Here is a 22,181-nt window from a genome sequence, read left to right as displayed (position 1 = left end):
GCAATTCATTCTTCATCATTTTGGAAAAGGAGGAACCCATGCCGCGCGCGCTATCGTTCAAATGGAGCAAGCCCCAGAGACGATCCCTGTTCATGCAATTGCTGGCAAGCTTTTTGGTCATCATTGTGCTGCTGCTGTCATTCCACATGCTGTCGTTTGCGTTCTTCCGTTCCCTCATGCAGGATGAAATCATCCGTTATAATAAAGCGGACCTGCAGCATGCCGTTGATAACTATGAGCGGCAGATCGGCATGTTGACGACATCGATGTTGAATTTATACATGGACGATGCCGTTTCCTCGTTTGCGCTGAACGTCGACCGCATCCGGTACGACATCGCCGACCACATCCGGATTCAACTCAAAAAAATGTCTGCCAGCTTCTATCCCTATGTAGACAACATTGCCATTACGTACCACGAACCGAAGCTCGTCATCGAGAAGGACGGAATCAACACACCGCAACAGATGTATGGAAAGTTCTACGCAAGCAGCGATTATTCCCCTTCCTTCTGGATGGCACAGTTCAACCGATCGGAGGCCACCCGGCTGTTCCCAGCGAGAGAATTCTCGGAGAACAACGTAAGTCAGACGCTGCGCAAAGGAAATCTCATGCCGCTCATCGTCAAGAACAAGCTGCAGCGGCATTTTTATGCAAGCGCCTTCCTTGACGCGGACGCGTTCCTTCGCGCCTATCAGCCGCCGGTCTCGGATGGCTTTGGCATTCTGTCCCCGGACGCAGGCTCCCTCTTGTTCGGCACCGCAGATCATTTCGATACGGAGCAAGTAATGGCGGCTTATCGGAAGAACCAAGGATACGTTACCAGTGGAGACTCGTTTTTCTTCTACTTAAAAGGAGCCGCCACCGGATCCATATATGTGAACGTTATCTCTGCGTCCAGCCTCTCAGCTCAACTCGCCAAGCTTAATTGGATGCTGGCCGGCATTCTCGCGCTCGTGCTCGTCATCGGATTGACGGCTTCCGTCTGGTTCAGCATGCGCATCCATCAACCGATTCGCAGTCTCCTGCGGACGATCCAATTGAAACGGGCGGACGCGCTCAAATATAAAGGGATCATGGAGTTGGAGGAAATCGGTTCAAACGTGCAGCAGCTGCTCGAGAGCAATCAAAGCCTGAATCGCGATCTGATACGGAAAAACTCCCTGTTGCGCCACTATTTTTACACGAACAAGTTAAAAATGATTCATACGCGAAACGCTGATTTCCAAGAACTGCTGCAGGAAGAACGCCCATACCGCCTGGCGCTGTTCAAGCTGCACCGGAAGCAGAGCCTCGACTGGACGTCCGAAGCTTCCACTGGACGCGCTGCCTATTTCGTGATGGAATTCATCCAATCGTCCTTATCGGCCAAATACGAGGAAGCGCTCGTCTTTCAGATGGAACGAGATCAGATTGTCGCCTTAATTATGCTGCGCGAAGGGGAAGAAGCGCCCGAAGAGGCTGCCCGCGCGCTCAAGCAGGTATTCGACCATGATAAACAATATTTGTTTTTTACAATCGCCATCAGCTCCGCATATGCCTCATCCGCCGAATTCAATACTGCCTATGAGGAAACGCTCTGCATGGCTCGGCAGCGCCTGTTTCATGAGGATACGGAGCTCATCCTCGCGTCGTTGCCGCAAGATAAGATATCCATGACAGGCCAGGAGGAGCAGCAGCTGAACGCCGTGCTGGTAAGCGGGAACGAAGATGCCGTGAAATCGTGGCTGGACAAAATATTGCGCCGGTTCCATGATAGGCGCGCGACGGCGGAAGACATCCAGCGTTTCACGGATGATTGCTGCCATGCCGCATACAAATGCCTCTCTGCCCACAACTTGCCGACGGAAGCGGTAAAGGCGAAGTTCACGGACTGGGACCCTATCAAAAGAGGATACCATGTGGACAGAATGCGTAACTACTTGCTCGCTTTCCTGTATGATGCCGCCGCTCAGATTGCCCAAAGCGTGCAAGAGGAAGATGCCGTGACGAAATTCGTGAAGCAATATATCGAAGAGCATTTCGGCGAGAATATTTCGCTTGACTCCATCGCCGATGAACTGAAGCTGACCAGCGGGTATGTATCCTCGTATTTTAAAGAAAAGACCGGCATGAAATTCAGCCAATATGTGAACGATGTGCGCATCAGGCAAGCGAAGCGCCTCCTGCGGCAGCCGGATCTGAAAATCCTTGACGTGGCGGCGCGTGTCGGTTATCACAATGTGAACTCCTTTATACGCATGTTCAAAAACACAACCGGCCTCAGCCCAGGAGAATACCGTAAAAAAATCGACGCCATGCCCGACTGACTGAACGCCAGCCTGTCACCGCCCGCCTTGCTTTTTCTACAACCGCTTCCCGCGGTTCTTTTTTTTCGCTTCACAGGTCGACCCATTTCATCTCACCAATTCCCCTTTTGCTCCATTCTCCTTTAGCCTCAGGCAGTATCGCCTACTCAGAACATTCGGTTTGCAACACACTTCCCACAGCAACTATCCCAATTCATCATCTTAGCACCCTTCACCTCAGAAATTACTGGTTCTGTATTTTGTACTTCGATGAGTCCATATGTCAGATCTACATTTTCATTGGTTTCTGAGCCGGAGGGAGATTGAACACAAGACATAGATAGACACCGTAGTTATCTTGTGACACAAAATTTGTTATGGGACAAAACGCTGGAAAAGCATCCAAAATGAAAAGGTTTGAGAGGAGGGTAAGCTATAAAGAGTTGAGTGCCTTTCGAGGTAACCTGTACCAACCTATCGCCCATTGGAAAATATACAGTGTTTACACCGCCTTAATATACACAACAACAGCCCGTCCTCCTCAGAGGTACGGGCTGTCTTCCATACATGTACCGGTATTAAGCCACGTGCGGCTTTTCATCATGGTGATCCTCCGCCTTGACTGACGGTTGCTTCAGGCCGTTGAACAGCACGTTCAAGAGGAGCGCCGTAAACGTGCCGGCCACGATGCCGTTGTCGGTCAGTATGCGAAGCGTATCCGGCAAGCTCTCGAATATTTCGGGAACGACCGTTACGCCGAGTCCCATACCGACCGAGCAAGCGATAATGATCAGGTTCTCGTGACGGTTCATATCGACCTGCGAACCGAGCATGCGCAGACCGCTCGATACGACCATACCGAACATGGCCACCATTGCCCCGCCCAATACAGAGTGCGGGATGAGCTGCGCCAACGCTGCAAACTTCGGCACGAAGCCGAGCAGGACGAGCAGGCCGCCAGCCACGACGATAACATCGCGCGTCTTCACGCGGCTCATCTGGATGAGGCCGACGTTCTGCGAATAGGTTGTGTATGGGAAGGCGTTGAACACGCCGCCGATCATAATCGCGAGCCCTTCCGCGCGATAGCCGCGCGCCAAATCCTTGCCATCCAGATCGCGGTTCAATATTTTGCCGAGCGCCATGAAGACACCGGTTGATTCAGCAATATTGACCATGGCGACAATAATCATCGTCAGCACGGCCGTGACATTGAATTTTGGAGTGCCGAAATAGAATGGCTGTACCGCATGGAACCAGCCCGCTTCCATTACCGGCGTAAAATCGACTTTTCCCATAAGCCCTGCAGCGATCGTTCCGACGACCAGTCCGACTAGAATCGAGATCGCGCGCAAGAACCCTGTCGAAAATTTATTCATAACGACGATGAAAATAAGCACTCCGAAGCCGAGCAGCAAATTTTCCGGGTTGCCGAAATCGGGACTCCCTTGTCCGCCCCCCAGATCATTGAAAGCGACCGGTATAAGCGTCACCCCGATAATCGTAACGACCGAGCCCGTGACTACAGGCGGGAACAAGCGAATCAGCTTGCCGAACAGTCCGCCGAAGAGGACGACGAACAGGCCCATCGCAATAATGGAGCCATATATATACGGAATGCCAAAATCACTGCCAATCGCAATCATCGGCGTAACCGCCTGGAACGCGCAGCCTAGCACGACGGGCATCCCTATACCGGTGAAGCGGTTCGTGAACACCTGCAGCAAGGTAGCGATGCCGCACATTAACAGGTCGATTCCAATAAGGTACGTTAATTGCTCTGAAGTAAAGCCAAGCGCGCTCCCGACAATAATCGGCACGATGACCGCGCCTGCGTACATCGCGAGCACGTGCTGCAGGCCGAGCGAGAACGTCTGCAGCGGATGGCGGTTGCGCTGGAAGACATGGTTGTCAACCTTGCTCATTGAGCCGGCACCTCCTGCTCCTCTTCCACAAAGCTTACTTTGCCGTCATGAAGAGAAGCGACACGAACGAGAGACTCCACACGATATCCGGCATCAAGCAGCATGCTGCGTCCCGGTTGGAACGACTTCTCGATCACGATGCCAAACCCGACTACGGCAGCGCCGACTTGTTCCACAATGCGCGCCAAGCCGGAGGCCGCCTCGCCGTTTGCCAGGAAATCGTCAATAATCAATACGCGATCGTCCGCAGACAAATATTTTTTCGATACGGTTACTTCATTGCTTTCTTGCTTCGTAAACGAATAGACCTTCTCAACCAGAATATCGTCACGCAAGGTCAACGATTTCTGCTTGCGGGCAAAGATGAGCGGCACATTGAGCTCCAATGCTGCCATGAGGCCAGGCGCAATGCCCGAGGATTCTATCGTAAGCACCTTCGTAATCTTTTCGCCTGCGTAACGGCGAACGAATTCTTTCCCTACTTCGTACATCAACACCGGATCCATCTGATGGTTCAAAAAAGAATCTACTTTCAATACTTGGTCGCTCAGAACTAATCCTTCTTGCATCACTTTCTCTTGAAGTCGTTTCACAGAAGGCTCCCCCTTATGTCTTATGTTGGACTCGCAAAATACACAAAAACCCGATCTATTGATTTCCTAAGCGGAAATAGCCAGACCGGGTTAAATGACGACGGAAGCTCCGTTATAAGGATGAGTCACCGACATCAGCGGCATGTCTCATCCAGAAGCATTCTCATTTCCATTATTAATGAACCATATCTCTTGCTTAGGAGAGCGAAGAGAAGGATCGTGAATGATGCCATATGACGCAGGCCTGTAAGCCGTCTCGTCAATGAGACATTCACGTTCAGGTTCCCCGTAGTCCAATCATTTCCGGTGATCGGGTAGAGACGCGCAAGCCTATTCCTGCACATATACGAGTAAAACATCGATATTGTACGCTGTTCAATAAGGGCAACAATCCCTCGATTAAACAATCGCCTTATTACATCTGTTGTTTGTGTAGTATACATCAAGATAGGATTGAAAGAAAGTAGAAATTTCTGAAAAAATCTAACCTTCTTTCATTTCCCATATCCTTACTGATTCATCGACCACTGCTCGACGTCCCATACCTTTGATACCCAGCCTTCATAGAAATCAGGCTCGTGGCATACGAGCAGAACGGTTCCTTTATATTCCTTCAGCGCGCGCTGCAATTCTACTTTCGCAACGACGTCCAAATGGTTCGTCGGTTCGTCGAAGACGATCCAATTGCTTTCATTCATCAGCAGCTTGCATAGACGCACCTTCGCCTGCTCTCCCCCGCTCAACATGCGGAGCTGACGGGTAATATGCTCGTTCTTCAGCCCGCAGCGCGCAAGCGCGGCCCGCACTTCGTGCTGGTTCATGTGCGGGAAGGCATTCCACACTTCATCTATGGGCGTGCCTGCCGGCGCTTTTACTTCTTGCTCAAAATAAGACGGGTACAAGAAATCTCCCAAGTACACCTCTCCGCCATACGGCTTAATGACGCCCAACATCGTCTTCAGAAGCGTCGATTTGCCGACTCCGTTGCAGCCGACGATCGCAATTTTGTCCCCGCGTTCAATCGTAAAGTTCAGTTCCGGCAGCAGCGCGCGATCGTAACCGACCTGCAACTTTTTCGATTCGACGATGAGACGGCCGCTGGCACGGGATTCCTTGAACACAAACGTCGGCTTGACCGCTTCCTCCGGCCGATCGATGCGCTCCAGCCGCTCCAGCTGCTTCTCGCGGCTCTTGGCACGACTGGATGTCGAATACCGCGCTTTGTTGCGCTGAATGAAATCTTCCTGCTTCTTGATATACTCTTGCTGCTTTTCATAAGCGCTAATATGTTGATTTTTATTAATTTCAGCCATTTCCAGGAATTTCTCATAGTTCGCCGTATAACGCGTCAATTTGGCAAATTCCAAATGATAAATCACGTTCACGATCTTATTCATAAATTCCGTATCGTGGGAAATCAGCACAAAGGCATACGGATAATTTTGCAAATAGTTCGTTAGCCAACCGATATGCTCCACATCCAAATAGTTGGTCGGCTCGTCCAAGAGCAACACATTCGGCTGCTCCAACAGCAGCTTGGCAAGCAAGACCTTCGTCCGCTGACCACCGCTTAAGCTCGCCACATCCCGATCGATGCCGATTGCGCCGAGGCCAAGACCGTTTGCCGTCTCTTCCACCTTCACATCAAGCATATAGAAGCCGCTATGATCCAATTCCTCTTGTATCTCACCCATCCGTTCGAGCAGCTGCTCAAGCGTATCCGGATCGGCCTCCGCCATCTGATCGGCGATGCCCATCATTTCTTTTTCCATTTCATACAACGGAAGGAACGCGTCCTGCAGCACTTCACGAATCGTCTTGCCCGGCGTCAGCTTCGTATGCTGATCCAAGTATCCGTAACGAACCTTCGGAGTCCACTCGACTTTGCCGTTATCCTTCAATACTTGTCCGGTCAAAATATTCATTAACGTCGATTTGCCTGCACCATTCGCGCCCACCAGACCGACATGCTCTCCCGGCAGAAGACGGAAGGATACATCATTAAACAGTTCGCGTCCGCCATAGCTGTGACCTAACTCTTCTACCGTCAATAAACTCATAACGTGTTCAGTTCTCCTATCACAATCATCTCATCTTATTCGTTCCCTGATGCGTACAACAGGCCGTCCGGAAACGAACATAACTTCTCCGATCTTCCTTTAGGATTAGCAACTTGTCAAGAAAAAGATTATAATCATATTATTGAATTTAATATAGTAACTTTCTTTATTATAGTTTATAATGTCAGTATCAATCCTTTAGTGTCTCGTTACACTAATTGAATATGGAGGGACGATAACAAATGAATATACATGCTACAGACACTCACATTGGTCACGTTCATTTATATGTTTCCGATCTGGCGCGCTCCTTGCCTTTTTATCGCGAAGTCATCGGGCTGCAATTGCTCCGCCAGCAAGATCGCGTCGCTGAGCTGACCGCCGACGGGAAGCAGGCCATATTAATCATCGAGCAGCAAGCACAGCCACAGCCTAAGCAGCCGCGCACCACCGGCTTGTATCATTTGGCCTTGTTAGTGCCGAGCCGCGCGGATTTAGCGCGTACACTCACCCATTTGCTGCATACGGGTTATCCGCTGCAAGGCGCGGCAGACCACCAATTCAGCGAAGCGCTCTATCTATCCGACCCTGATGGAAATGGAATCGAGCTTTATGCGGATCGTCCGCGATCGGAATGGGTATGGCGCGACGGCGAGCTGCCTTTCGTCAGCGATCCGCTTGATGGAGACGGGCTGTTGGCCGCGGCTGATGATACGCCATGGACCGGTCTTCCGTCCGGAACGATAATCGGTCATATCCATTTGCACGTCGCAGATTTACAGGCGGCGAAGACGTTCTACTGCGATGGACTGGGAATGGACATTACGATCCCGTTTCGCAATCGGGCACTGTTCGTCTCGGCCGGCGGATATCACCACCATATCGGGCTTAACACGTGGAACGGCGAAGGAGCTCCTGAGCCCGCTCCAGGCAGCATCGGGTTGAAATGGTTCTCCCTCGTATTGCCCGGTGACGCTGAACGCCAGCAAGTTCTGCAACGGTTAGCGGAGATCGGAGCGCCCGTGAAGACAGAGAACGAGCTTCTGTTCGCGATCGATCCTTCAGGCAATCGCATTCAATTGCTTGCATCCCGCTGACAAAACAGCCTTCCCAGCATAAATGGGAAGGCTGTCTAAGATGAGCAAAAGCCCGATCGTTATGACCGGGCTTTTGCTTACTTTACTTATTTTTCCCTTTATATCATTCAAATAGTGTCATCTGCTCCAGCGGCATCGGCGGAACATTCATATGCAGCATCTTCATAAGCTGCTTCGCATTGGAAGCTGCGTCACCGCCTGAATTGTTGTTGAAGATGACCCAGCATTGCTTGGTCGATTGCAGCAAGGTATGCAGATGCTGCTTCCATTCCGCCAGCTCTTGTTCCGAATACCGGTACAAATAACGGACTTCCCGCCAGTTCGGCTGGCCAGACGATTGCCAACCGGAAGCGTTGCGACCGTGCAAGCGCACCATCGTGGCTCCGTCATGCGTCGGTTCAAGCACGGTAGGCACAGAGCCTTCGCCCACCTGCGGTTCGTCGCACACGCTGTGAATCCAGCCTTCTTCCCGCATAAAAGCGAGTGTTCGCCCGCGCATGTCGGGAGTGAACCAGCTCTGATGGCGAAATTCCAATGCCAGCGGCAAGCCGTCCATCCACTCTCTCGTCCGGCGCAACGTGTCTACATGTTTGCGCACACAGTTGAACCATGGCGGGTATTGGAATAAGACTGCCTTCAGCTTGCCCTCTGCATGAAGCGTCTCCGCTGCTTCCCGGAACACCTGAAACATCGTCTTCGCATCATCGAACGGAATCTTTCCCCGTGAATGTCCGGTCATGCCTTGATAAGCCTTGACGATGAAGCCGAACCGCTCCGGCGTTTGTTCGCTCCAGCTTATCATGCGATCTGGCGTCGGCACCGCATAGAACGAGCTATCAAGCTCCACCAGCGGAAAATGCGATCCATACACGCCAAGCTTTTCGTTAGCTTTCGTTCCTTGCTCATATATGGCATCATGATCTCCCCATCCAGCCAGACCAATCTGAATTCGCTGCTCCGTATTTGCTTCATTTTCGTTATATGGCATACCTATCCTCTCCGCTGTCTTATTCGTTGCTCTTATCGACCTTAGCTGCGGCTTTGGACTCGCTGCATCGCAGGCAGGCCGTTACACATATTATCGACATTTGGCAAGCGCATTGCAATCAGCTATCCTCGCGGGCGGCGGCAAATCACTATTCTTCTTGGATATATGATTTGGCCTTAAGCATAACAATTTCACTGGCTTGGGAAGCTAACATTACGCACAGTGAATATTCAAATTGCGTATTGTAGCAGTAACATTAATCATGTTACTATTTATAAGTTAGTTATAATTTGAAGCATGCTTTTAAATAGCGTGCAGCACTCATTCAGCATGAACAAAGCGAAAGGATGATCCCTTCCTATGAACAATATACAGACATCAACATTAAATGAAACGATTCGTTCCCGCCATTCCGTCCGCAAATATGTGCCCAATGTCCGCATTCCCGAAGCCGAGTTGAACGAAATATTGGAGTTAGCCGGCACGGCGCCTTCTTCGTGGAACTTGCAGCATTGGCGCTTTCTCGTCATTCAAGAAGAAGAGAACAAGCAACGCATGCTTCCGATTGCCTATAACCAACAGCAGATCGTCGACAGCTCTGCCGTTATCGTCGTCCTTGGCGATACGCAAGCGGGCCTCGTGGCAGACGAAATCTATGGCGAAGCATTGAACTCCGGCGCGATTACGCAGCAGGTGTACGATACACTCATAGGCAACATTCAACGCGCTTACGCGTCCTCCGCGACGATTGGCGTCGAGGAGGCGATTCGCAACGGCTCCTTGGCGGCGATGCAGCTTATGCTTGCTGCCAAAGCAAAAGGCTATGACACATGTCCTATCGGCGGATTTAACCGCGATGAGCTCGTTAAGACATTCCAAGTCCCTGACCGCTACGTGCCAGTCATGCTGATTACGTTGGGACAGGCGGCTGCCCCGGCTCATGGTTCAGGACGCTTCCCGGTTGAACGCACCGTCATTCACGAGACATTTTAATTCGTCTGCAGCCGAATAGCAATCATACCCCAGCCTCAAAGCGTCTGATCTGTACAAGGTCAGGCGCTCTTTGTTATGCGCGCCGTGCAGTCTGCTCCAGTCGGGATCTTCATTGCAGCAGACGCAGCATGGCGTACACCTTGCGCTCATCGCCCCGTATGTATTGCTCATGCGCATATAACTGCGCCAAACCGTCGCCGTCCAGAAAGATACCGTCTCCACTAATCCTCTTCATGTTCATGTACTCACGTATTGCCTGCCTGAACTGCTCTGCGGTCACGCGATCCGGGGTTACAACCGCATATGCTTTTGCCGCTTCATCATGCAGGATGCCGGAACGCAAGCGGGCCTCATTCATAGCTGGCAGCGCTTCTTGCTCCGCCCGCTCCTTCCAGCGCGGATTGTTCAAGCTCATGCTAACACCGCCGACTGCCCAATACTGCGCCCGGTCCAAGACTTGAATGTCCGCTGCGCTTTGTACGACTTGAATCGAAGACTTCTTTGCCAGTTTGTCGAAAACGAAGGTCCCGCGTTCATATTTGACATTGCTCCCGCCGGAGCCATAGTCCGCGAGCCCCCCGTTTGCGGCGGCACCATTCACAATCGCGATACTGAGCAGCTTCCCTTCGTAAAAGAAGCCTGCGTTGATTCCCATATAACCGCTGTCCTTCAAGTTCGTCGCTATCGAGATCGGTTCGATATTGTCCGCTGCCGTTCTGATGATATGAAGCTGGATCCGCTCTTGGCTTGTAAATGTCTCGTATCGATACTTATAAGGACCGGGATCATGCCTGATATGAAACAAACCAAAGATGACGAGGATGAGCAGAGCTGCGATAATGGAGAGCGATACGCCTGTTCTGGTGTCTATCTGGCGCTTGAGCATTCAATTCCAGCGCATCTTCACGACGAGCTCACAGCAGCTCTCCGATGCTTCTTCTGTTCTAAAAATCAATTGAATGCCGTCGGGGGAAATTTTGACAGCCAACACGGAAGATGCGCCGGCACCGCGGATAAGCCGGATCACTTCCGTTTCATTGCCGCGCTGCGCGGCGTCCATAATGTTGCCTGCCAGCTCCTTGGACTGCCGAATCCGCTCCAGCACTTTGGCGGCCTGCTGCGCAAGCTGATGAGAGTTCGACGCGGACGTGACGAATAACGACGGGTTGACAGGCGGGTATTCATCCGGCCTAATCGGAGGCTGCGACACGGGACGCACAGGCTGCACGGGGCCGATGCGCTCAATCGAGCCGATGCGGTAAGCGGCTCCTGGCACATAAGGTGACATGACTTCACTCCTTTATTTATGGAAAAATCGGTAAAATCGTCGCCTTCCCTTACATACGTTATATGACAGCCTATGAATAGCAAGAAAAAGATGTGTCCCTTTTTAAAAAATACTCCAATCATAGCGTTCGGACAATGCTGCCAGCAGTTGTACGCCTGCGACGCTGTTCCCCTTCTCGTTCAACGAAGGGCCGACAAGCCCGATGCCCATTTGTCCCGGAATGAGCGCGAGAATTCCGCCGGATACTCCGCTCTTCGCCGGAATGCCGACTTGAATCGCAAATTCGCCGGAGGCATTGTACATGCCGCACGTTACCATGAACGAATTGACGATTTGCACGTAATGTCTCGGAATGAAGCATTTTCCCGTCACCGGGTCGCAGCCGCGATTGGCCAGCACGAGCGCCATCCGGGCCAGCTGCGTCGTATTCACTTCAATGGCGCATTGGCGAAAATAGACTTCAAGCGTAGGCTCCACATCATCCTCAAGAATTCCGTTATCCTTCAAAAAATAAGCAAGCGAGCGATTGCGATGCGCCGTCGCCTTCTCGGACTCGTACACGTGCTCATTCCATGTCAGCGTGTCATCGTCTGCCAACGTGCGCACAAATTCCAGCATCCGTTCCGCCTTCTCGCGCGGACTTTGACCTTCAATGAGCGAGGCGATCGCAATCGCGCCTGCATTGATGAACGGATTGAATGGCTTGCCAGGGTCCACCAGCTCAAGCTTCAAGATCGAATTGAAGTCATCGCCGGTAGGTTCCATGCCTACCTTCTCGAACACCTTAGCCTCTCCGCTATCCAATAGAGCGAGCAGCAGAGAGAACACCTTCGAGATGCTCTGCATCGTAAACATCAAGCCGCAATCGCCTGCGTGAGCCTGCTCGCCTTGCGTGCCAAGCAGTGAGATGCATAGCGCATCGCGCGGAGCATTGGCCAAACCTGGAATATACGTGGCGACTGCTCCTTTTTCCGCTGCCTTTCTGTTCTCCTCCAACCACTGGGGAAGCTCTTGTTCTAGCTGCTGCCAATAGGTAGACATATGTGCCGCGCTCCGTTCCTTCTGATAGTATGTTTCCTGGTTCTCAGGCAGTTCACTGCCGGAACATGCATTTATAGAGTGTCATTTGCGAAGTGGAACCATTCATCGGGCGCGATTCACCCGCCTGCGGCTGTCACTCGGTTTCCTGCTTCGTTTCTTTCTCGGCTAGCTTATTCCTAATACCTGCTTCATATTGCAGGAAAGCGGAACTTTGTGTCCAGCCGCGCTCTTCCATCAGCATTTGCAGCCGGATCCGGCGTTCGCTCAATTGCTTGCGGATGCTGTGCCGAGAATCGTCATTATGAGCGGCACAAGCTTGAAGCAATTGCTCCAATCGCACAATCTCTTGCTTCATTTGCAGCGGCTCCGGCAATATGCCAGCATTCCGCAGCACAATATAGCCCGCGCGGAGGTCTTCCGGTATATGCGACAAATCCTTAATCTGCAATGGCTTGCCGTGCCCTTCCAGGTTATCGAACTGTCCCTCCTTCTGCGCTTCTTGAATCTTCTGTTCTGCAATCCAGCCGATGATGTCCATGGCGCACCTCTTCTTTGCCTTGATCAAAAGAGACTTTTGAACAACCTCTATTAGCATATCATTTCTACGCGCAAAAAAGGACCCGAATCCCACTGGGGGAAAAGAGTCCTTCACCTATTACTGAGTCAGTTCGGAACGATGCCAATCCGGTTCATGCGTAAGCAGGAACTGCTCGGTCGTTAGATAAAGCGGGATAGGAGGCTTCTCCTTCAAATAATGCCGCTGCATTAACAAATCATAATGCACTTGCCGGTTCCGGGTACCGGTCATGACGGGCAGATCCGGATGCTCGTCCATATAATCGTCAACCGCGCTCTGAACCATATCCAAATAAAGAGGGATGAGCTTATCATTCTCTTCGAAAATTTCATACGTATAACGGGACATATAGAACTTCTGATCCGATACGCCGCCCAGGTATCGGCTGATACGCTTCAGATCAATGCTTTGATCCTCTGTCAGCAATGTCGTGCGTTGAATTTGTTCAGGCATGTCGTTCTCGAACTGGAGCACCGCTCTTTTTACGTCTTGCAAGGACACATGTATAGGAGCAATTTGTTGCTTCTGTTGTTGTTTCCGACGTTTAAACCAGCGCATGTCTGAACCCACCTCTCTGTTTTCCTATGTCATGCGGATGGAAACAGGAATAATGTATTCGTTTACATATCCATTATAACATAGATCATTGTTGCTCACACGATGTGCTGCAAACTGTGTGTTAAGGAAGGTTTAACCAAATCCGCAAGACGTGAATCACTGCCAACATGAATCATCAAACTATGTTGATAAAAAGAAAGGAGCCACGATATATGAATACGCAGCATTCCGCTGCCACACATCAGATGACAGGAACAGCCATCGTTACCGGAGCAGGCTCGGGCATCGGCCGGGCGGCCGCGATACGCTTGGCGGAGGCCGGCATGACTGTCGCGCTGTTCGATCTGAAGAACGAGCGCACACAGCAGACGGAAGAATACATTGCCAAGCGGTTTCCTGGACAAGCATATTCGTATGATGTGGATTTAAAAGATCCTAAGCGGGTAGAAGACGCCGTCAAACAGGTTGCAGAGCAATGCGGAGACATTAAGGCGGTATTTGCGAACGCGGGAATTAACGGCGTGCTCTCCTCCATCGAAGAGATGAAAGTCGAGGATTGGGAGGAGACGATCAAGGTCAACCTGACCGGAACCTTCGTCACCGTGAAATATGCCCTGCCTTATTTGAAAAAGCAAGGCGGCAGCATCATCATAACGAGCTCCATTAACGGGAGCACCAAATTCTCGGGATTCGGCATGAGCGCTTACAGTTCTTCCAAGGCGGGTCAGGTGGCATTTGCCAAAATGGCTGCGCTGGAGCTCGCCCGTTATAAAATCCGGGTCAACGCCATTTGTCCAGGGGCCATTGACACGCGCATTGAAGAGAATACGAACCGGAAACCTTCCGTGAAGGACATCGAAATACCGATGACGTACCCGGAAGGCAGCCAGCCGCTTGAGCATGGGCCGGGATCTCCCGAACAGGTTGCCGACCTGGTGGCCTTTTTGGCATCCGATGCGGCAAGCCACATCACCGGCGCTCAAATTGTGATTGACGGCGCGGAATCGCTGCTCTAACCGGATGCAACAACACGTCCATCCTTGTTACAGACACGGGATGCAACAATCCCGTGTCATATCATGCGGATGGACGTGTCTTGTTCACTTCACTTCTGCCTATATATTCAATGCTCCGCTTATCCGAGCGGCTGCTTCTCCGCAACTCCTCTTTGCTGGCGCACTTGTTTCGTTGCCTCTACCATGTGGCGAAGGGCCGCTACCGTTTCCGGCTCATGACGCGTCTTCAAGCCGCAATCCGGGTTAATCCAGAACGATTCGACAGGAAGCACGGCCAACGCCTGCTCAATCAGCTGCTTCATCTCTTCCACGGAAGGCACGCGCGGACTGTGAATATCATACACGCCAAGGCCGATTCCGAGCTCATAATGCTGCTTCTCCAGCGTGGCGATCATATCTCCGCCGCTGCGTGCGGTCTCAAGCGAGATGACGTCGGCGTCCATTTTACGAATCGTGTCCACCATATCAGAGAAATCGCAGTAACACATATGCGTATGAATTTGCGTCTGAGGCTTCGCGCCGCATGTAGCCAGACGGAACGCAAGCACTGCCCACTCCGTGTAATAGGAGGCATCCTCCGCCTTGAGCGGCATGCCTTCCTTCACCGCTGGTTCATCCACTTGAATCATTCCGATGCCAGCTTGCTCCAACGCGGCTATCTCTTGACGAAGCGCGTAAGCCAGCTGGAATGCCGCTTGTTCGCGCGGAACGTCATTGCGGACGAACGACCAGTTCAGAATCGTCACCGGACCGGTGAGCATGCCTTTAACCGGCTGTGCGGTCAACGACTGGGCGAACGCCGTCTCTTTTACGGTCATCGGCTCTTTGAACGCGACATCGCCGTAGAGAACCGGCGGCTTAACGCAGCGCGAGCCGTAAGATTGCACCCAGCCGAATTTCGTGAAGGCGAAGCCGTCCAATTTTTCGCCAAAGTATTCCACCATATCCGTACGCTCGAACTCGCCATGTACGAGCACGTCGATGCCGATGTCTTCCTGGATGCGAATCCAACGCGTCATCTCTTCTTCCAGGAAAGTTTCATACGTGTTGGCATCCCACTCGCCTTTCCGGTAACGCAGCCTTGCCCGGCGAATATCCGCCGTCTGCGGCATGCTGCCGATCGTCGTCGTCGGCAAGAGCGGAAGCTCCGGCCAGCGCTTAGCGTGCAGCACTCGGCGCTCTTCATAAGGCGTGCGCTTAATCCCTTTCGCCTTCTCCTCTGCCAGCAGCTCGTGCAATGCCTGCACGACTTCTGCGCGCTGGCGTGAAGGCTCGTTGCGCCATGAGAGGACACTCGCGGCACTGTCATCCAAGACGGCGCGGCTTGCCTCGCCAGGCTGTGCGATATGACGGGCCAATTGCACCGTCTCCTCCAGCTTCTCATCGGCGAATGCCAACGCATGGCGAATGGCTTCCGGAAGCTCCGTCTCGCGTGTCGCCGTCAGCGGCACATGCAGCAGGCTGCACGATGGCTGCACGATCCAACGCTGTTGCGGCACGATGCTCGCAACGGATTCCAGCCACACGGCCGCTTCCAGCAGATCAGTACGCCATATGTTTCGTCCGTCGATCACGCCGAGCGCCAGCGTTTTATCCTGAGGGAAGCCCGACTTGCGCAGCGCCGCTTCGTTCCGCGCCTTGCCATGGACGAAATCCAACCCCAGCGTATTGACGGGCAGTTGAACGAAAGCTTCATAATCCGAGACCGCATCGAAATAAGTTTGCACCCATAACGGAAGCGATGGAGCCGCCGTCCGCAGCTGTTCATACACGGATTGCACAGCCTGCCAATCTTCCGGTTTCATCTCCAACACGAACGCCGGCTCATCCAGCTGTACGCACGGAACGCCCTCCGCTTCAAGCTCGCGGAGAATGTCGCTGTATACGCTGATGAACTGCTTCAGCACCTGCAGGCGCTCTCCTGCGGGAACCCCTTTCAAGGAGCGCACATACGTGTAAGGGCCAATAATGACCGGCTTGCCTTCGATGCCAAGCTGGAGCTTCGCTTTGCGATAAGCCTGCAGCGGCCGGTTGGCCGTAAGCTGGGGCGCGCGCCCTTCCCATTCCGGCACAATATAGTGATAGTTCGTGTTGAACCATTTCGTCATCTCGCAAGCGAGTGCATCTTGAGTTCCACGCGCAAGGGCAAACATGAGATCGGGCGATACTTCCCCGCCCTCATACGAATAACGTGAAGGGATGAGTCCAAACATCGTCGTCATGTCGAGCACATGGTCGTACCAAGAATAGTCGTTTACAGGAATGTAATCGAGACCGGCTTTATGCATGTTGGCCAAGCGCTGCAGCTCGATCTTGTCTAATTCCTGCTCCAACTCCTGAGCCGAAATCTTTTTCGCCCAATACTGCTCCAACGCTTTCTTCCATTCGCGATCATAACCGATGCGCGGATATCCTGCCGCACTTGTCTTTACTGATGATGCTGTCATTATCCTTGCTCCTCTCCTTATGTGATTTCCCCGCGGGACAAACAGGTAGAATTTCTATCTGTTAACACGGAATTAGCGTACAACATGATTTCGCCAACGCACAAAAAGGACATCCTGCCAACTAACAGAGATGTCCCGTAAACGTCCATGACGGAATAATGAAGATCGCCCTCCTGTCGGGCCGTCCGGCTGCGCCGAACATCGACAAGCGATTTCCATGTTTACGAACACTTCCCTATCTCCCGTAGGTACAATCAGTGCTGCTAGAACAGGCAGGTCTCCTGGCTTCAGCGTCATCGGCGGTAGCGGCCTTCCCGGTTGCAAGAACCAGTGGCCTCAAGGCTACACCTCTTCTGTTACAGTGGCGGGACCGCGTCGGAATTGAACCGAACTTCCCTATTAAGCTTTGACATGTTCGCAAAGCACCTGTTCCCTGATATGCAATTAAGTTGGAACGTGATGGACACCCTTCCAATTGAGAACGATTATAAACTGTCTTGCAACAGATGACAAGTGCTTTTTCCAAACGGACGAGCAGATACTGCAAAAAGGCGAGCCAAGGGCTCGCCTCAGCTTGTCTAGAAGCGCCAAATCAGTGAAAAGGAACAAACTATATGGACATTCCTTCATTCAGGAACACGATGTCTTCCCCGTTCTCATCCAACGTCAGCTCACGATCGTCCAAAAACCACAGATCGTTCTGCTCCATGTAGAATGTAATGCCGTCTACGACCTCGGTTACGCCAGGATATTGCGGACTGTCTTTCATGATGCCGAAAGAGTAAGGTCCCTTAGCGCTGAATCCACTATAGCGCACGAATACGCGCACCGTATCTCCTGCCGCAAATCCCCAATCGCTCTGAAACCGTTGTGCTGCCTTTGGTGTCACTCGTAACTGCATCTACGGACCTCCTTTATTCATTCAGTTCCCTTCTATGTTCGATCATACCATGTGGAGAAATCGATGAAAACACCCAACTTTTCACCTCGAATCGTGATAGCGCGCTCACGGGGCGACGTCGAAGCCTTGATCCTCAATCGCTTCGCGAATCCGATCCGGCTTTACTGCTGTCTCGTCATAAGTGACGCTCACTTGCTTCGCCGCCAGATCCACCTGCGCTTGCCCACCGATATCGGCAACGGCCCGCTCGACCGACTGCTTGCAATGTCCGCAAGTCATCCCTTCCACTTTCAGCGTCAAAAGCGCCATTATTGCAGCCCCCTTCGAATTCATATCATTATCTGCATGATTTTATATCCATGATTTAAAGATAACTCCTTCATCCCGTTCCTGCAAATGGCGTTTTTGTTGCATTCGCCTCTTCCGCTGCCTCCGTGAAGCAGCCTTTCATGAAAATTTTCATTTTAGGTTGGCTATATATATGAATATTGGTTAAAATTTAATTGTCGCATATTTTGAATAAGTTGACTAATGCTTCAAAGAGCACAAAGGAGGCAATACTTACTATGACCCAAGTATCCAAAGTATCCCGCATCGCATTGATCGGTTCGGGATTCGTCGGATCCAGCTATGCATTCGCCTTGTTCAATCAAGGCTTAGCTTCCGAATTAGTTATTATTGACGCCAATCACAAAAAAGCGGAAGGCGACGCAATGGATTTGAACCATGGCCTTCCATTCGCATCCAATATGCGCATTTGGGCTGGTGACTACAGCGATTGTAAAGACGCCGATTTGGTCGTCATCACAGCCGGCGCGAACCAAGCTCCGGGTGAAACACGTCTCGATCTTATCGGAAAGAACGCGAAAATATTCAAGTCTATCGTTGAATCGGTCATGAGCAGCGGCTTCGACGGCCTGTTTCTGGTTGCCACGAACCCGGTTGACGTGCTTACATACGCGACATGGAAATATTCCGGCTTGCCAGCCAATCGCGTCATCGGTTCCGGTACGATTTTGGATACGGCGCGCCTTCGCTTTTTGCTCGGAGAGCAGATTGAGGTCGATCCTCGCAACGTCCACGCCTACATTATCGGCGAACATGGAGACACCGAGCTTCCGGCATGGAGCAACGTCAGCATCGGCGGCCAACCGCTCGAAGATTACCGGAAGACGCACGGCAAGCCAACGGACGGGGAACTGAACGATATTTTTATCAATGTGCGCGACGCCGCTTATCATATCATCGAACGCAAAGGCGCCACATATTATGGCATCGCGATGGGACTCGCGCGCCTGACCAAGGCGATTCTCCGCAATGAGAATTCCGTATTGTCGGTATCTACTTTGTTAACCGGACAATATGGGCTCGACGATGTCTATATCGGCGTCCCGGCTGTCGTCAACCGCCAAGGGATTCGCGATGTGTATGAGCTTCACCTCTCGGAAGATGAGAAGCAGAAGCTGCACCATTCGGCAAGCGTGCTGAAGCAAGCCGTCTCTTCGGTCTTCCCTGGCTAATATGCAGGTATAGCGGAGGAAATCGTGCTTTAAGTGGAATATACAATAATATAGTGTTGTCCAGGATCAAAAAAGCGCACCGGGAATCCATTCCCGTGCGCTTCTTCTTCATGAATGCGGCTGCCAATCGCGCCAAGCCGGAACGCCTCCGGCCGACTCCGCCGCAATGATCGCATTGTGAACTGCATAGCCGAGCACCTCCGCCGCCCATATGCCGACTACATCCACCGAAGCTGCGACGCCACCCGTCGTCATGGCGAAGACCGTATCCCCATCATACATCGTGTGGACCGGATAGATTGTGCGCGCAAGACCGTTATGCGCCATTTGCGCCACCTTGGTCATCTCCGTCTTCGTCAGATCACCGTTGCAGGCAAGCGCCGCAATCGTCGTATTCGTTCCTGGACGCGTATGTCCGAATGGGTTCGCCATATGTGTCAAGAAGCTCAACGGTTCAATGAAGCTGCCTGCGGCTTCCTGCCTTGCCCCCGCCAACGTCATTCCGGTCTTCGGATCCCGCACCTCGCCGATCGCATTGACCGCAACCGCCGCTCCGACCACAAGCCCCCCTGGCAGCTGGACCGAAGCGGTGCCGAAGCCGCCCTTCATCACCCGAGCGGGACCTGCATATTTTCCGACCGTAGCTCCCATGCCAGCTCCAATATTGCCTTGCGGGCACGCGGTATCAATGGCATCGCGCGCAGCGGCATAGCCCATCGCAGCATTCGGTGTAACATTCGGATCGCCTATGCCCAAGTCAAATAGGATAGCTGATGGCACGATAGGCACTTTGCCGACCCCGACATCCAGCCCAATCCCCTGCTCCTTCAAATAACGCATCACGCCATGCGATGCTTCCAGCCCAAACGCGCTGCCGCCGCTCAGGCACAAAGCGTGAATATGCTGTACGAGCGCAGTCGGATGAAGCAGCTCCGTTTCGCGGGTGCCTGGCGCGGAACCGCGCACATCGACGCCGCACACCGCTCCTTCCTCCGCAATGATGACCGTGCAGCCCGTTAAGGCGGCATCATCCTGTGCATTGCCCAGCTTGATGCCTGACACATCAGTTATACATCCCGGATAGAACTCCTTGCCGCCCGCATGATGCAAAGCGGTATCCGAATGCTTCACATTCTCACTCCCTTTACTATTATTATTATTAATATTCCATTCAGAAGCCCGCTTTCCTTTTTTCAGGTACAGCTTGCTCTGTCTTTATTTCTGCCTCATAATGGTAGAGGTTACTAAGCCATCATTTGGAGGTGTCGCAATGAAAATGCGCGTATCTGCCGTACAATACCATCTGCATACGATTAACAGCTTTGAACAATTCGCTCAGCAGGTCGAGCATTACGTGAAGACGGCCGCGGAATTCGAAGCCGAATTTGTGCTCTTTCCCGAGTTTATGACGACACAATTAATGTCCATCGGCGACGAACGGGGAGAAGCGCTGGCGATACAGGATCTGCCGCAGTTTACCGAAGCCTACCGCGCTTTGTTCACCGGGCTCGCGAAGCAATATAACATGCATCTTATCGGAGGCACGCATGTCATAACGCGCAACGATAAACTATATAACGTCGCTCATCTGTTCTACCCTGACGGCAAGGTGGAAGAGCAGGCGAAGCTGCATATTACTCCTTTCGAAGTGAAGGATTGGAACATGGCTGCCGGAGAAGGCGTACGCGTCTTTCATACCGAAAAAGGAACGATCGCCATTTTAACCTGCTACGATATTGAATTTCCAGAAATTGTGCGCATGGTGCGTGCGCAAGGCGCGGACGTCATCTTCTGTCCTTCCTGCACGGACGACCGCCAAGCCTTTTATCGCGTGCGTTATTGCTGCCATGCCCGCGCCATTGAGAATCAAGTGTACGTCGTGGCGACCGGCACGGTCGGATCGCTGCCTACCGTGGACTTGATGCGCTTGAATTACGGTCAGGCCGCCGTGATCACGCCGAACGATATCCCGTTTCCGCCGCGCGGCATCATGATTGAAGGTGAAATCAACAACGATATGATCGTAACGGCCGACTTGGATGTCTCTTTGCTGCAGCAAGTGCGTGAACGCGGTTCGGTCACGACTTGGCGTGATCGCCGCACCGATCTATATACGGATTGGTAAGGAGGGGGCGCATGTTCCGCCAATCGCTATATGTCATATTCGATGACAAGCCGCGGCTTGTCACGCTGCGCAACTATACCTTGGAGGATATGGAAGCGCTTATAGATATCCAGCGTGACTGCTTCCCACCACCGTTTCCATCGGAGTTATGGTGGAATACGGACCAGATTGCGAACCATGCGCGCATCTTTCCCGAAGGGGCATTATGTGCCGAAATGGACGGCGTGCTCATCGGTTCGATGACCGCCCTTATCATCCAGACAGAGGCGAATGAGAAGCACCTGCCTTGGTATAAGGCGACAGATAACGGTTACATCCGAACGCATCGTCCAGACGGCAATACGCTATACGTGGTCGATATTAGCGTGCGGCCCGATTATCGCAAGTGCGGCATCGGCAAGCTGATGATGCAGGCCATGTGCGCAACGGTCGTCCAGCTCGGATTGGAGCGCCTTCTCGGCGGTGCGCGCATGCCCGGCTACGGACGTGCCGCAGCCCGGTGTTCGATCGAACAATATGTGGAAGGCATCATGGAAGGAAGATGGCATGATCCCGTCGTAAGCTTTCTGCTGCGCTGCGGACGGACACCTGTCGCCATCGTCCCGGATTATCTTGAGGATGAAGAATCGTGCAATTTCGGGCTTCTCATGGAATGGCGCAATCCGTTCGGCGCGAGCTCCCGGCGATAACGGCACGAGTATGAACATCCTGGCTATGCAGTATGCAAATGCAATGATATACAATTACGTTCAAGGAAAGGATGT

The 22,181-nt window shown here is 52.3% G+C and carries 20 protein-coding genes and 2 riboswitches; of the genes, 7 read left to right on the top strand and 13 right to left on the bottom strand.

The window, feature by feature from the left end:
- Positions 1-38 precede the first annotated feature (38 nt).
- On the top strand, positions 39-2,309 hold the full coding sequence (locus tag JSQ80_RS21350; RefSeq protein WP_206096603.1) for a helix-turn-helix domain-containing protein: 2,271 nt from the start codon (positions 39-41) through the stop codon (positions 2,307-2,309).
- 557 nt (positions 2,310-2,866) lie between these two features.
- Here the strand turns inward: JSQ80_RS21350 and JSQ80_RS21345 are convergent.
- From JSQ80_RS21345 to JSQ80_RS21335, 3 genes are all read right to left on the bottom strand, one after another.
- Positions 2,867-4,213 carry a nucleobase:cation symporter-2 family protein gene (locus tag JSQ80_RS21345; RefSeq protein WP_206096602.1) on the bottom strand — a complete coding sequence of 449 codons (1,347 nt, stop codon included), beginning with the start codon at positions 4,211-4,213 and terminating at the stop codon, positions 2,867-2,869.
- Positions 4,210-4,806 (bottom strand): xanthine phosphoribosyltransferase, encoded by a 597-nt coding sequence (locus tag JSQ80_RS21340; protein WP_087432955.1) that lies wholly within the window; start codon positions 4,804-4,806, stop codon positions 4,210-4,212. The genes JSQ80_RS21345 and JSQ80_RS21340 overlap by 4 nt, the downstream gene beginning before the upstream one ends.
- Positions 4,807-5,075: 269 nt before the next feature.
- Positions 5,076-5,176, bottom strand: a riboswitch (purine riboswitch).
- Between the two features lie 139 nt (positions 5,177-5,315).
- The gene (locus JSQ80_RS21335; protein WP_206096601.1) at positions 5,316-6,866 is read right to left on the bottom strand and encodes an ABC-F family ATP-binding cassette domain-containing protein; all 1,551 of its coding nucleotides are present in this window, start codon (positions 6,864-6,866) and stop codon (positions 5,316-5,318) included.
- A gap of 242 nt (positions 6,867-7,108) precedes the next feature.
- Here JSQ80_RS21335 and JSQ80_RS21330 point away from each other — a divergent pair, with 242 nt between their 5' ends.
- A complete protein-coding gene (locus JSQ80_RS21330; protein ID WP_206096600.1) occupies positions 7,109-7,963 on the top strand; it encodes a VOC family protein in 855 nt (284 codons plus the stop codon).
- A gap of 103 nt (positions 7,964-8,066) precedes the next feature.
- Here the strand turns inward: JSQ80_RS21330 and JSQ80_RS21325 are convergent, their stop codons facing one another.
- Positions 8,067-8,951, bottom strand: coding sequence for a DUF72 domain-containing protein (locus tag JSQ80_RS21325; protein ID WP_206096599.1), 885 nt, complete (start codon positions 8,949-8,951; stop codon positions 8,067-8,069).
- A gap of 360 nt (positions 8,952-9,311) precedes the next feature.
- Between JSQ80_RS21325 and JSQ80_RS21320 the strand changes: the two genes are divergently transcribed.
- The gene (locus JSQ80_RS21320; protein ID WP_206096598.1) at positions 9,312-9,944 is read left to right on the top strand and encodes a nitroreductase family protein; all 633 of its coding nucleotides are present in this window, start codon (positions 9,312-9,314) and stop codon (positions 9,942-9,944) included.
- Positions 9,945-10,053: 109 nt separating this feature from the next.
- Here the strand turns inward: JSQ80_RS21320 and JSQ80_RS21315 are convergent, their stop codons facing one another.
- From JSQ80_RS21315 to JSQ80_RS21295, 5 genes are all read right to left on the bottom strand, one after another.
- On the bottom strand, positions 10,054-10,830 hold the full coding sequence (locus JSQ80_RS21315) for a hypothetical protein (RefSeq protein ID WP_206096597.1): 777 nt from the start codon (positions 10,828-10,830) through the stop codon (positions 10,054-10,056).
- The gene (locus JSQ80_RS21310; protein ID WP_087432948.1) at positions 10,831-11,232 is read right to left on the bottom strand and encodes a YuzC family spore coat inner layer protein; all 402 of its coding nucleotides are present in this window, start codon (positions 11,230-11,232) and stop codon (positions 10,831-10,833) included.
- A 102-nt stretch (positions 11,233-11,334) separates the two neighbouring features.
- Positions 11,335-12,273, bottom strand: coding sequence for a glutaminase A (glsA, locus tag JSQ80_RS21305; protein ID WP_087432947.1), 939 nt, complete (start codon positions 12,271-12,273; stop codon positions 11,335-11,337).
- Between the two features lie 133 nt (positions 12,274-12,406).
- Positions 12,407-12,811 (bottom strand): DnaJ family domain-containing protein, encoded by a 405-nt coding sequence (locus tag JSQ80_RS21300; RefSeq protein ID WP_206096596.1) that lies wholly within the window; start codon positions 12,809-12,811, stop codon positions 12,407-12,409.
- 117 nt (positions 12,812-12,928) lie between these two features.
- On the bottom strand, positions 12,929-13,408 hold the full coding sequence (locus JSQ80_RS21295) for a DUF3939 domain-containing protein (protein ID WP_087432945.1): 480 nt from the start codon (positions 13,406-13,408) through the stop codon (positions 12,929-12,931).
- A gap of 212 nt (positions 13,409-13,620) precedes the next feature.
- On the opposite strand from JSQ80_RS21295, the gene JSQ80_RS21290 reads away from it, so the two are divergent.
- Positions 13,621-14,424 (top strand): SDR family oxidoreductase, encoded by an 804-nt coding sequence (locus tag JSQ80_RS21290; protein ID WP_206096595.1) that lies wholly within the window; start codon positions 13,621-13,623, stop codon positions 14,422-14,424.
- Positions 14,425-14,543: 119 nt separating this feature from the next.
- Here JSQ80_RS21290 and metE read toward each other — a convergent pair whose 3' ends face one another.
- The 3 genes from metE to JSQ80_RS21275 all read right to left on the bottom strand — a co-directional run bounded on the left by metE (position 14,544) and on the right by JSQ80_RS21275 (position 18,081).
- The gene (gene metE / locus JSQ80_RS21285) at positions 14,544-16,871 is read right to left on the bottom strand and encodes a 5-methyltetrahydropteroyltriglutamate--homocysteine S-methyltransferase (protein ID WP_206096594.1); all 2,328 of its coding nucleotides are present in this window, start codon (positions 16,869-16,871) and stop codon (positions 14,544-14,546) included.
- Between the two features lie 254 nt (positions 16,872-17,125).
- Positions 17,126-17,316, bottom strand: a riboswitch (cobalamin riboswitch).
- A gap of 165 nt (positions 17,317-17,481) precedes the next feature.
- Positions 17,482-17,772 carry a HesB/YadR/YfhF family protein gene (locus tag JSQ80_RS21280; protein ID WP_206096593.1) on the bottom strand — a complete coding sequence of 97 codons (291 nt, stop codon included), beginning with the start codon at positions 17,770-17,772 and terminating at the stop codon, positions 17,482-17,484.
- A gap of 105 nt (positions 17,773-17,877) precedes the next feature.
- Entirely contained in the window at positions 17,878-18,081 is a 204-nt protein-coding gene (locus JSQ80_RS21275; protein ID WP_087432941.1) for a cation transporter, read from the bottom strand.
- A 257-nt stretch (positions 18,082-18,338) separates the two neighbouring features.
- Between JSQ80_RS21275 and JSQ80_RS21270 the strand changes: the two genes are divergently transcribed.
- Positions 18,339-19,292: an L-lactate dehydrogenase gene (locus JSQ80_RS21270; protein ID WP_087432940.1), complete on the top strand. Its 954-nt coding sequence runs from the start codon at positions 18,339-18,341 to the stop codon at positions 19,290-19,292.
- 108 nt (positions 19,293-19,400) lie between these two features.
- On the opposite strand, the gene JSQ80_RS21265 is transcribed toward JSQ80_RS21270, so the two are convergent.
- Positions 19,401-20,423 carry a P1 family peptidase gene (locus JSQ80_RS21265; RefSeq protein ID WP_206096592.1) on the bottom strand — a complete coding sequence of 341 codons (1,023 nt, stop codon included), beginning with the start codon at positions 20,421-20,423 and terminating at the stop codon, positions 19,401-19,403.
- 139 nt (positions 20,424-20,562) lie between these two features.
- Here JSQ80_RS21265 and JSQ80_RS21260 point away from each other — a divergent pair, with 139 nt between their 5' ends.
- Positions 20,563-21,417, top strand: coding sequence for a carbon-nitrogen hydrolase family protein (locus JSQ80_RS21260; protein ID WP_206096591.1), 855 nt, complete (start codon positions 20,563-20,565; stop codon positions 21,415-21,417).
- Positions 21,418-21,428: 11 nt separating this feature from the next.
- On the top strand, positions 21,429-22,106 hold the full coding sequence (locus JSQ80_RS21255; RefSeq protein WP_206096590.1) for a GNAT family N-acetyltransferase: 678 nt from the start codon (positions 21,429-21,431) through the stop codon (positions 22,104-22,106).
- Positions 22,107-22,181: the final 75 nt, after the last annotated feature.

This window comes from Paenibacillus apiarius (assembly GCF_017052585.1).
Lineage (GTDB): Bacteria > Bacillota > Bacilli > Paenibacillales > Paenibacillaceae > Paenibacillus_B > Paenibacillus_B apiarius.
This window is presented reverse-complemented; position numbering and strand designations above follow the sequence as displayed.

Excerpts from the sequence above, each read along its gene's own strand:
- JSQ80_RS21350 (WP_206096603.1), top strand. The coding sequence starts at position 39 with ATGCCGCGCGCGCTATCGTTCAAATGGAGCAAGCCCCAGAGACGATCC.
- JSQ80_RS21345 (WP_206096602.1), bottom strand. The coding sequence starts at position 4,213 with ATGAGCAAGGTTGACAACCATGTCTTCCAGCGCAACCGCCATCCGCTG.
- JSQ80_RS21335 (WP_206096601.1), bottom strand. The coding sequence starts at position 6,866 with ATGAGTTTATTGACGGTAGAAGAGTTAGGTCACAGCTATGGCGGACGC.
- JSQ80_RS21330 (WP_206096600.1), top strand. The coding sequence starts at position 7,109 with ATGAATATACATGCTACAGACACTCACATTGGTCACGTTCATTTATAT.
- JSQ80_RS21325 (WP_206096599.1), bottom strand. The coding sequence starts at position 8,951 with ATGCCATATAACGAAAATGAAGCAAATACGGAGCAGCGAATTCAGATT.
- JSQ80_RS21320 (WP_206096598.1), top strand. The coding sequence starts at position 9,312 with ATGAACAATATACAGACATCAACATTAAATGAAACGATTCGTTCCCGC.
- JSQ80_RS21315 (WP_206096597.1), bottom strand. The coding sequence starts at position 10,830 with ATGCTCAAGCGCCAGATAGACACCAGAACAGGCGTATCGCTCTCCATT.
- JSQ80_RS21310 (WP_087432948.1), bottom strand. The coding sequence starts at position 11,232 with ATGTCACCTTATGTGCCAGGAGCCGCTTACCGCATCGGCTCGATTGAG.
- glsA (WP_087432947.1), bottom strand. The coding sequence starts at position 12,273 with ATGTCTACCTATTGGCAGCAGCTAGAACAAGAGCTTCCCCAGTGGTTG.
- JSQ80_RS21300 (WP_206096596.1), bottom strand. The coding sequence starts at position 12,811 with ATGGACATCATCGGCTGGATTGCAGAACAGAAGATTCAAGAAGCGCAG.
- JSQ80_RS21295 (WP_087432945.1), bottom strand. The coding sequence starts at position 13,408 with ATGCGCTGGTTTAAACGTCGGAAACAACAACAGAAGCAACAAATTGCT.
- JSQ80_RS21290 (WP_206096595.1), top strand. The coding sequence starts at position 13,621 with ATGAATACGCAGCATTCCGCTGCCACACATCAGATGACAGGAACAGCC.
- metE (WP_206096594.1), bottom strand. The coding sequence starts at position 16,871 with ATGACAGCATCATCAGTAAAGACAAGTGCGGCAGGATATCCGCGCATC.
- JSQ80_RS21280 (WP_206096593.1), bottom strand. The coding sequence starts at position 17,772 with ATGCAGTTACGAGTGACACCAAAGGCAGCACAACGGTTTCAGAGCGAT.
- JSQ80_RS21275 (WP_087432941.1), bottom strand. The coding sequence starts at position 18,081 with ATGGCGCTTTTGACGCTGAAAGTGGAAGGGATGACTTGCGGACATTGC.
- JSQ80_RS21270 (WP_087432940.1), top strand. The coding sequence starts at position 18,339 with ATGACCCAAGTATCCAAAGTATCCCGCATCGCATTGATCGGTTCGGGA.
- JSQ80_RS21260 (WP_206096591.1), top strand. The coding sequence starts at position 20,563 with ATGAAAATGCGCGTATCTGCCGTACAATACCATCTGCATACGATTAAC.
- JSQ80_RS21255 (WP_206096590.1), top strand. The coding sequence starts at position 21,429 with ATGTTCCGCCAATCGCTATATGTCATATTCGATGACAAGCCGCGGCTT.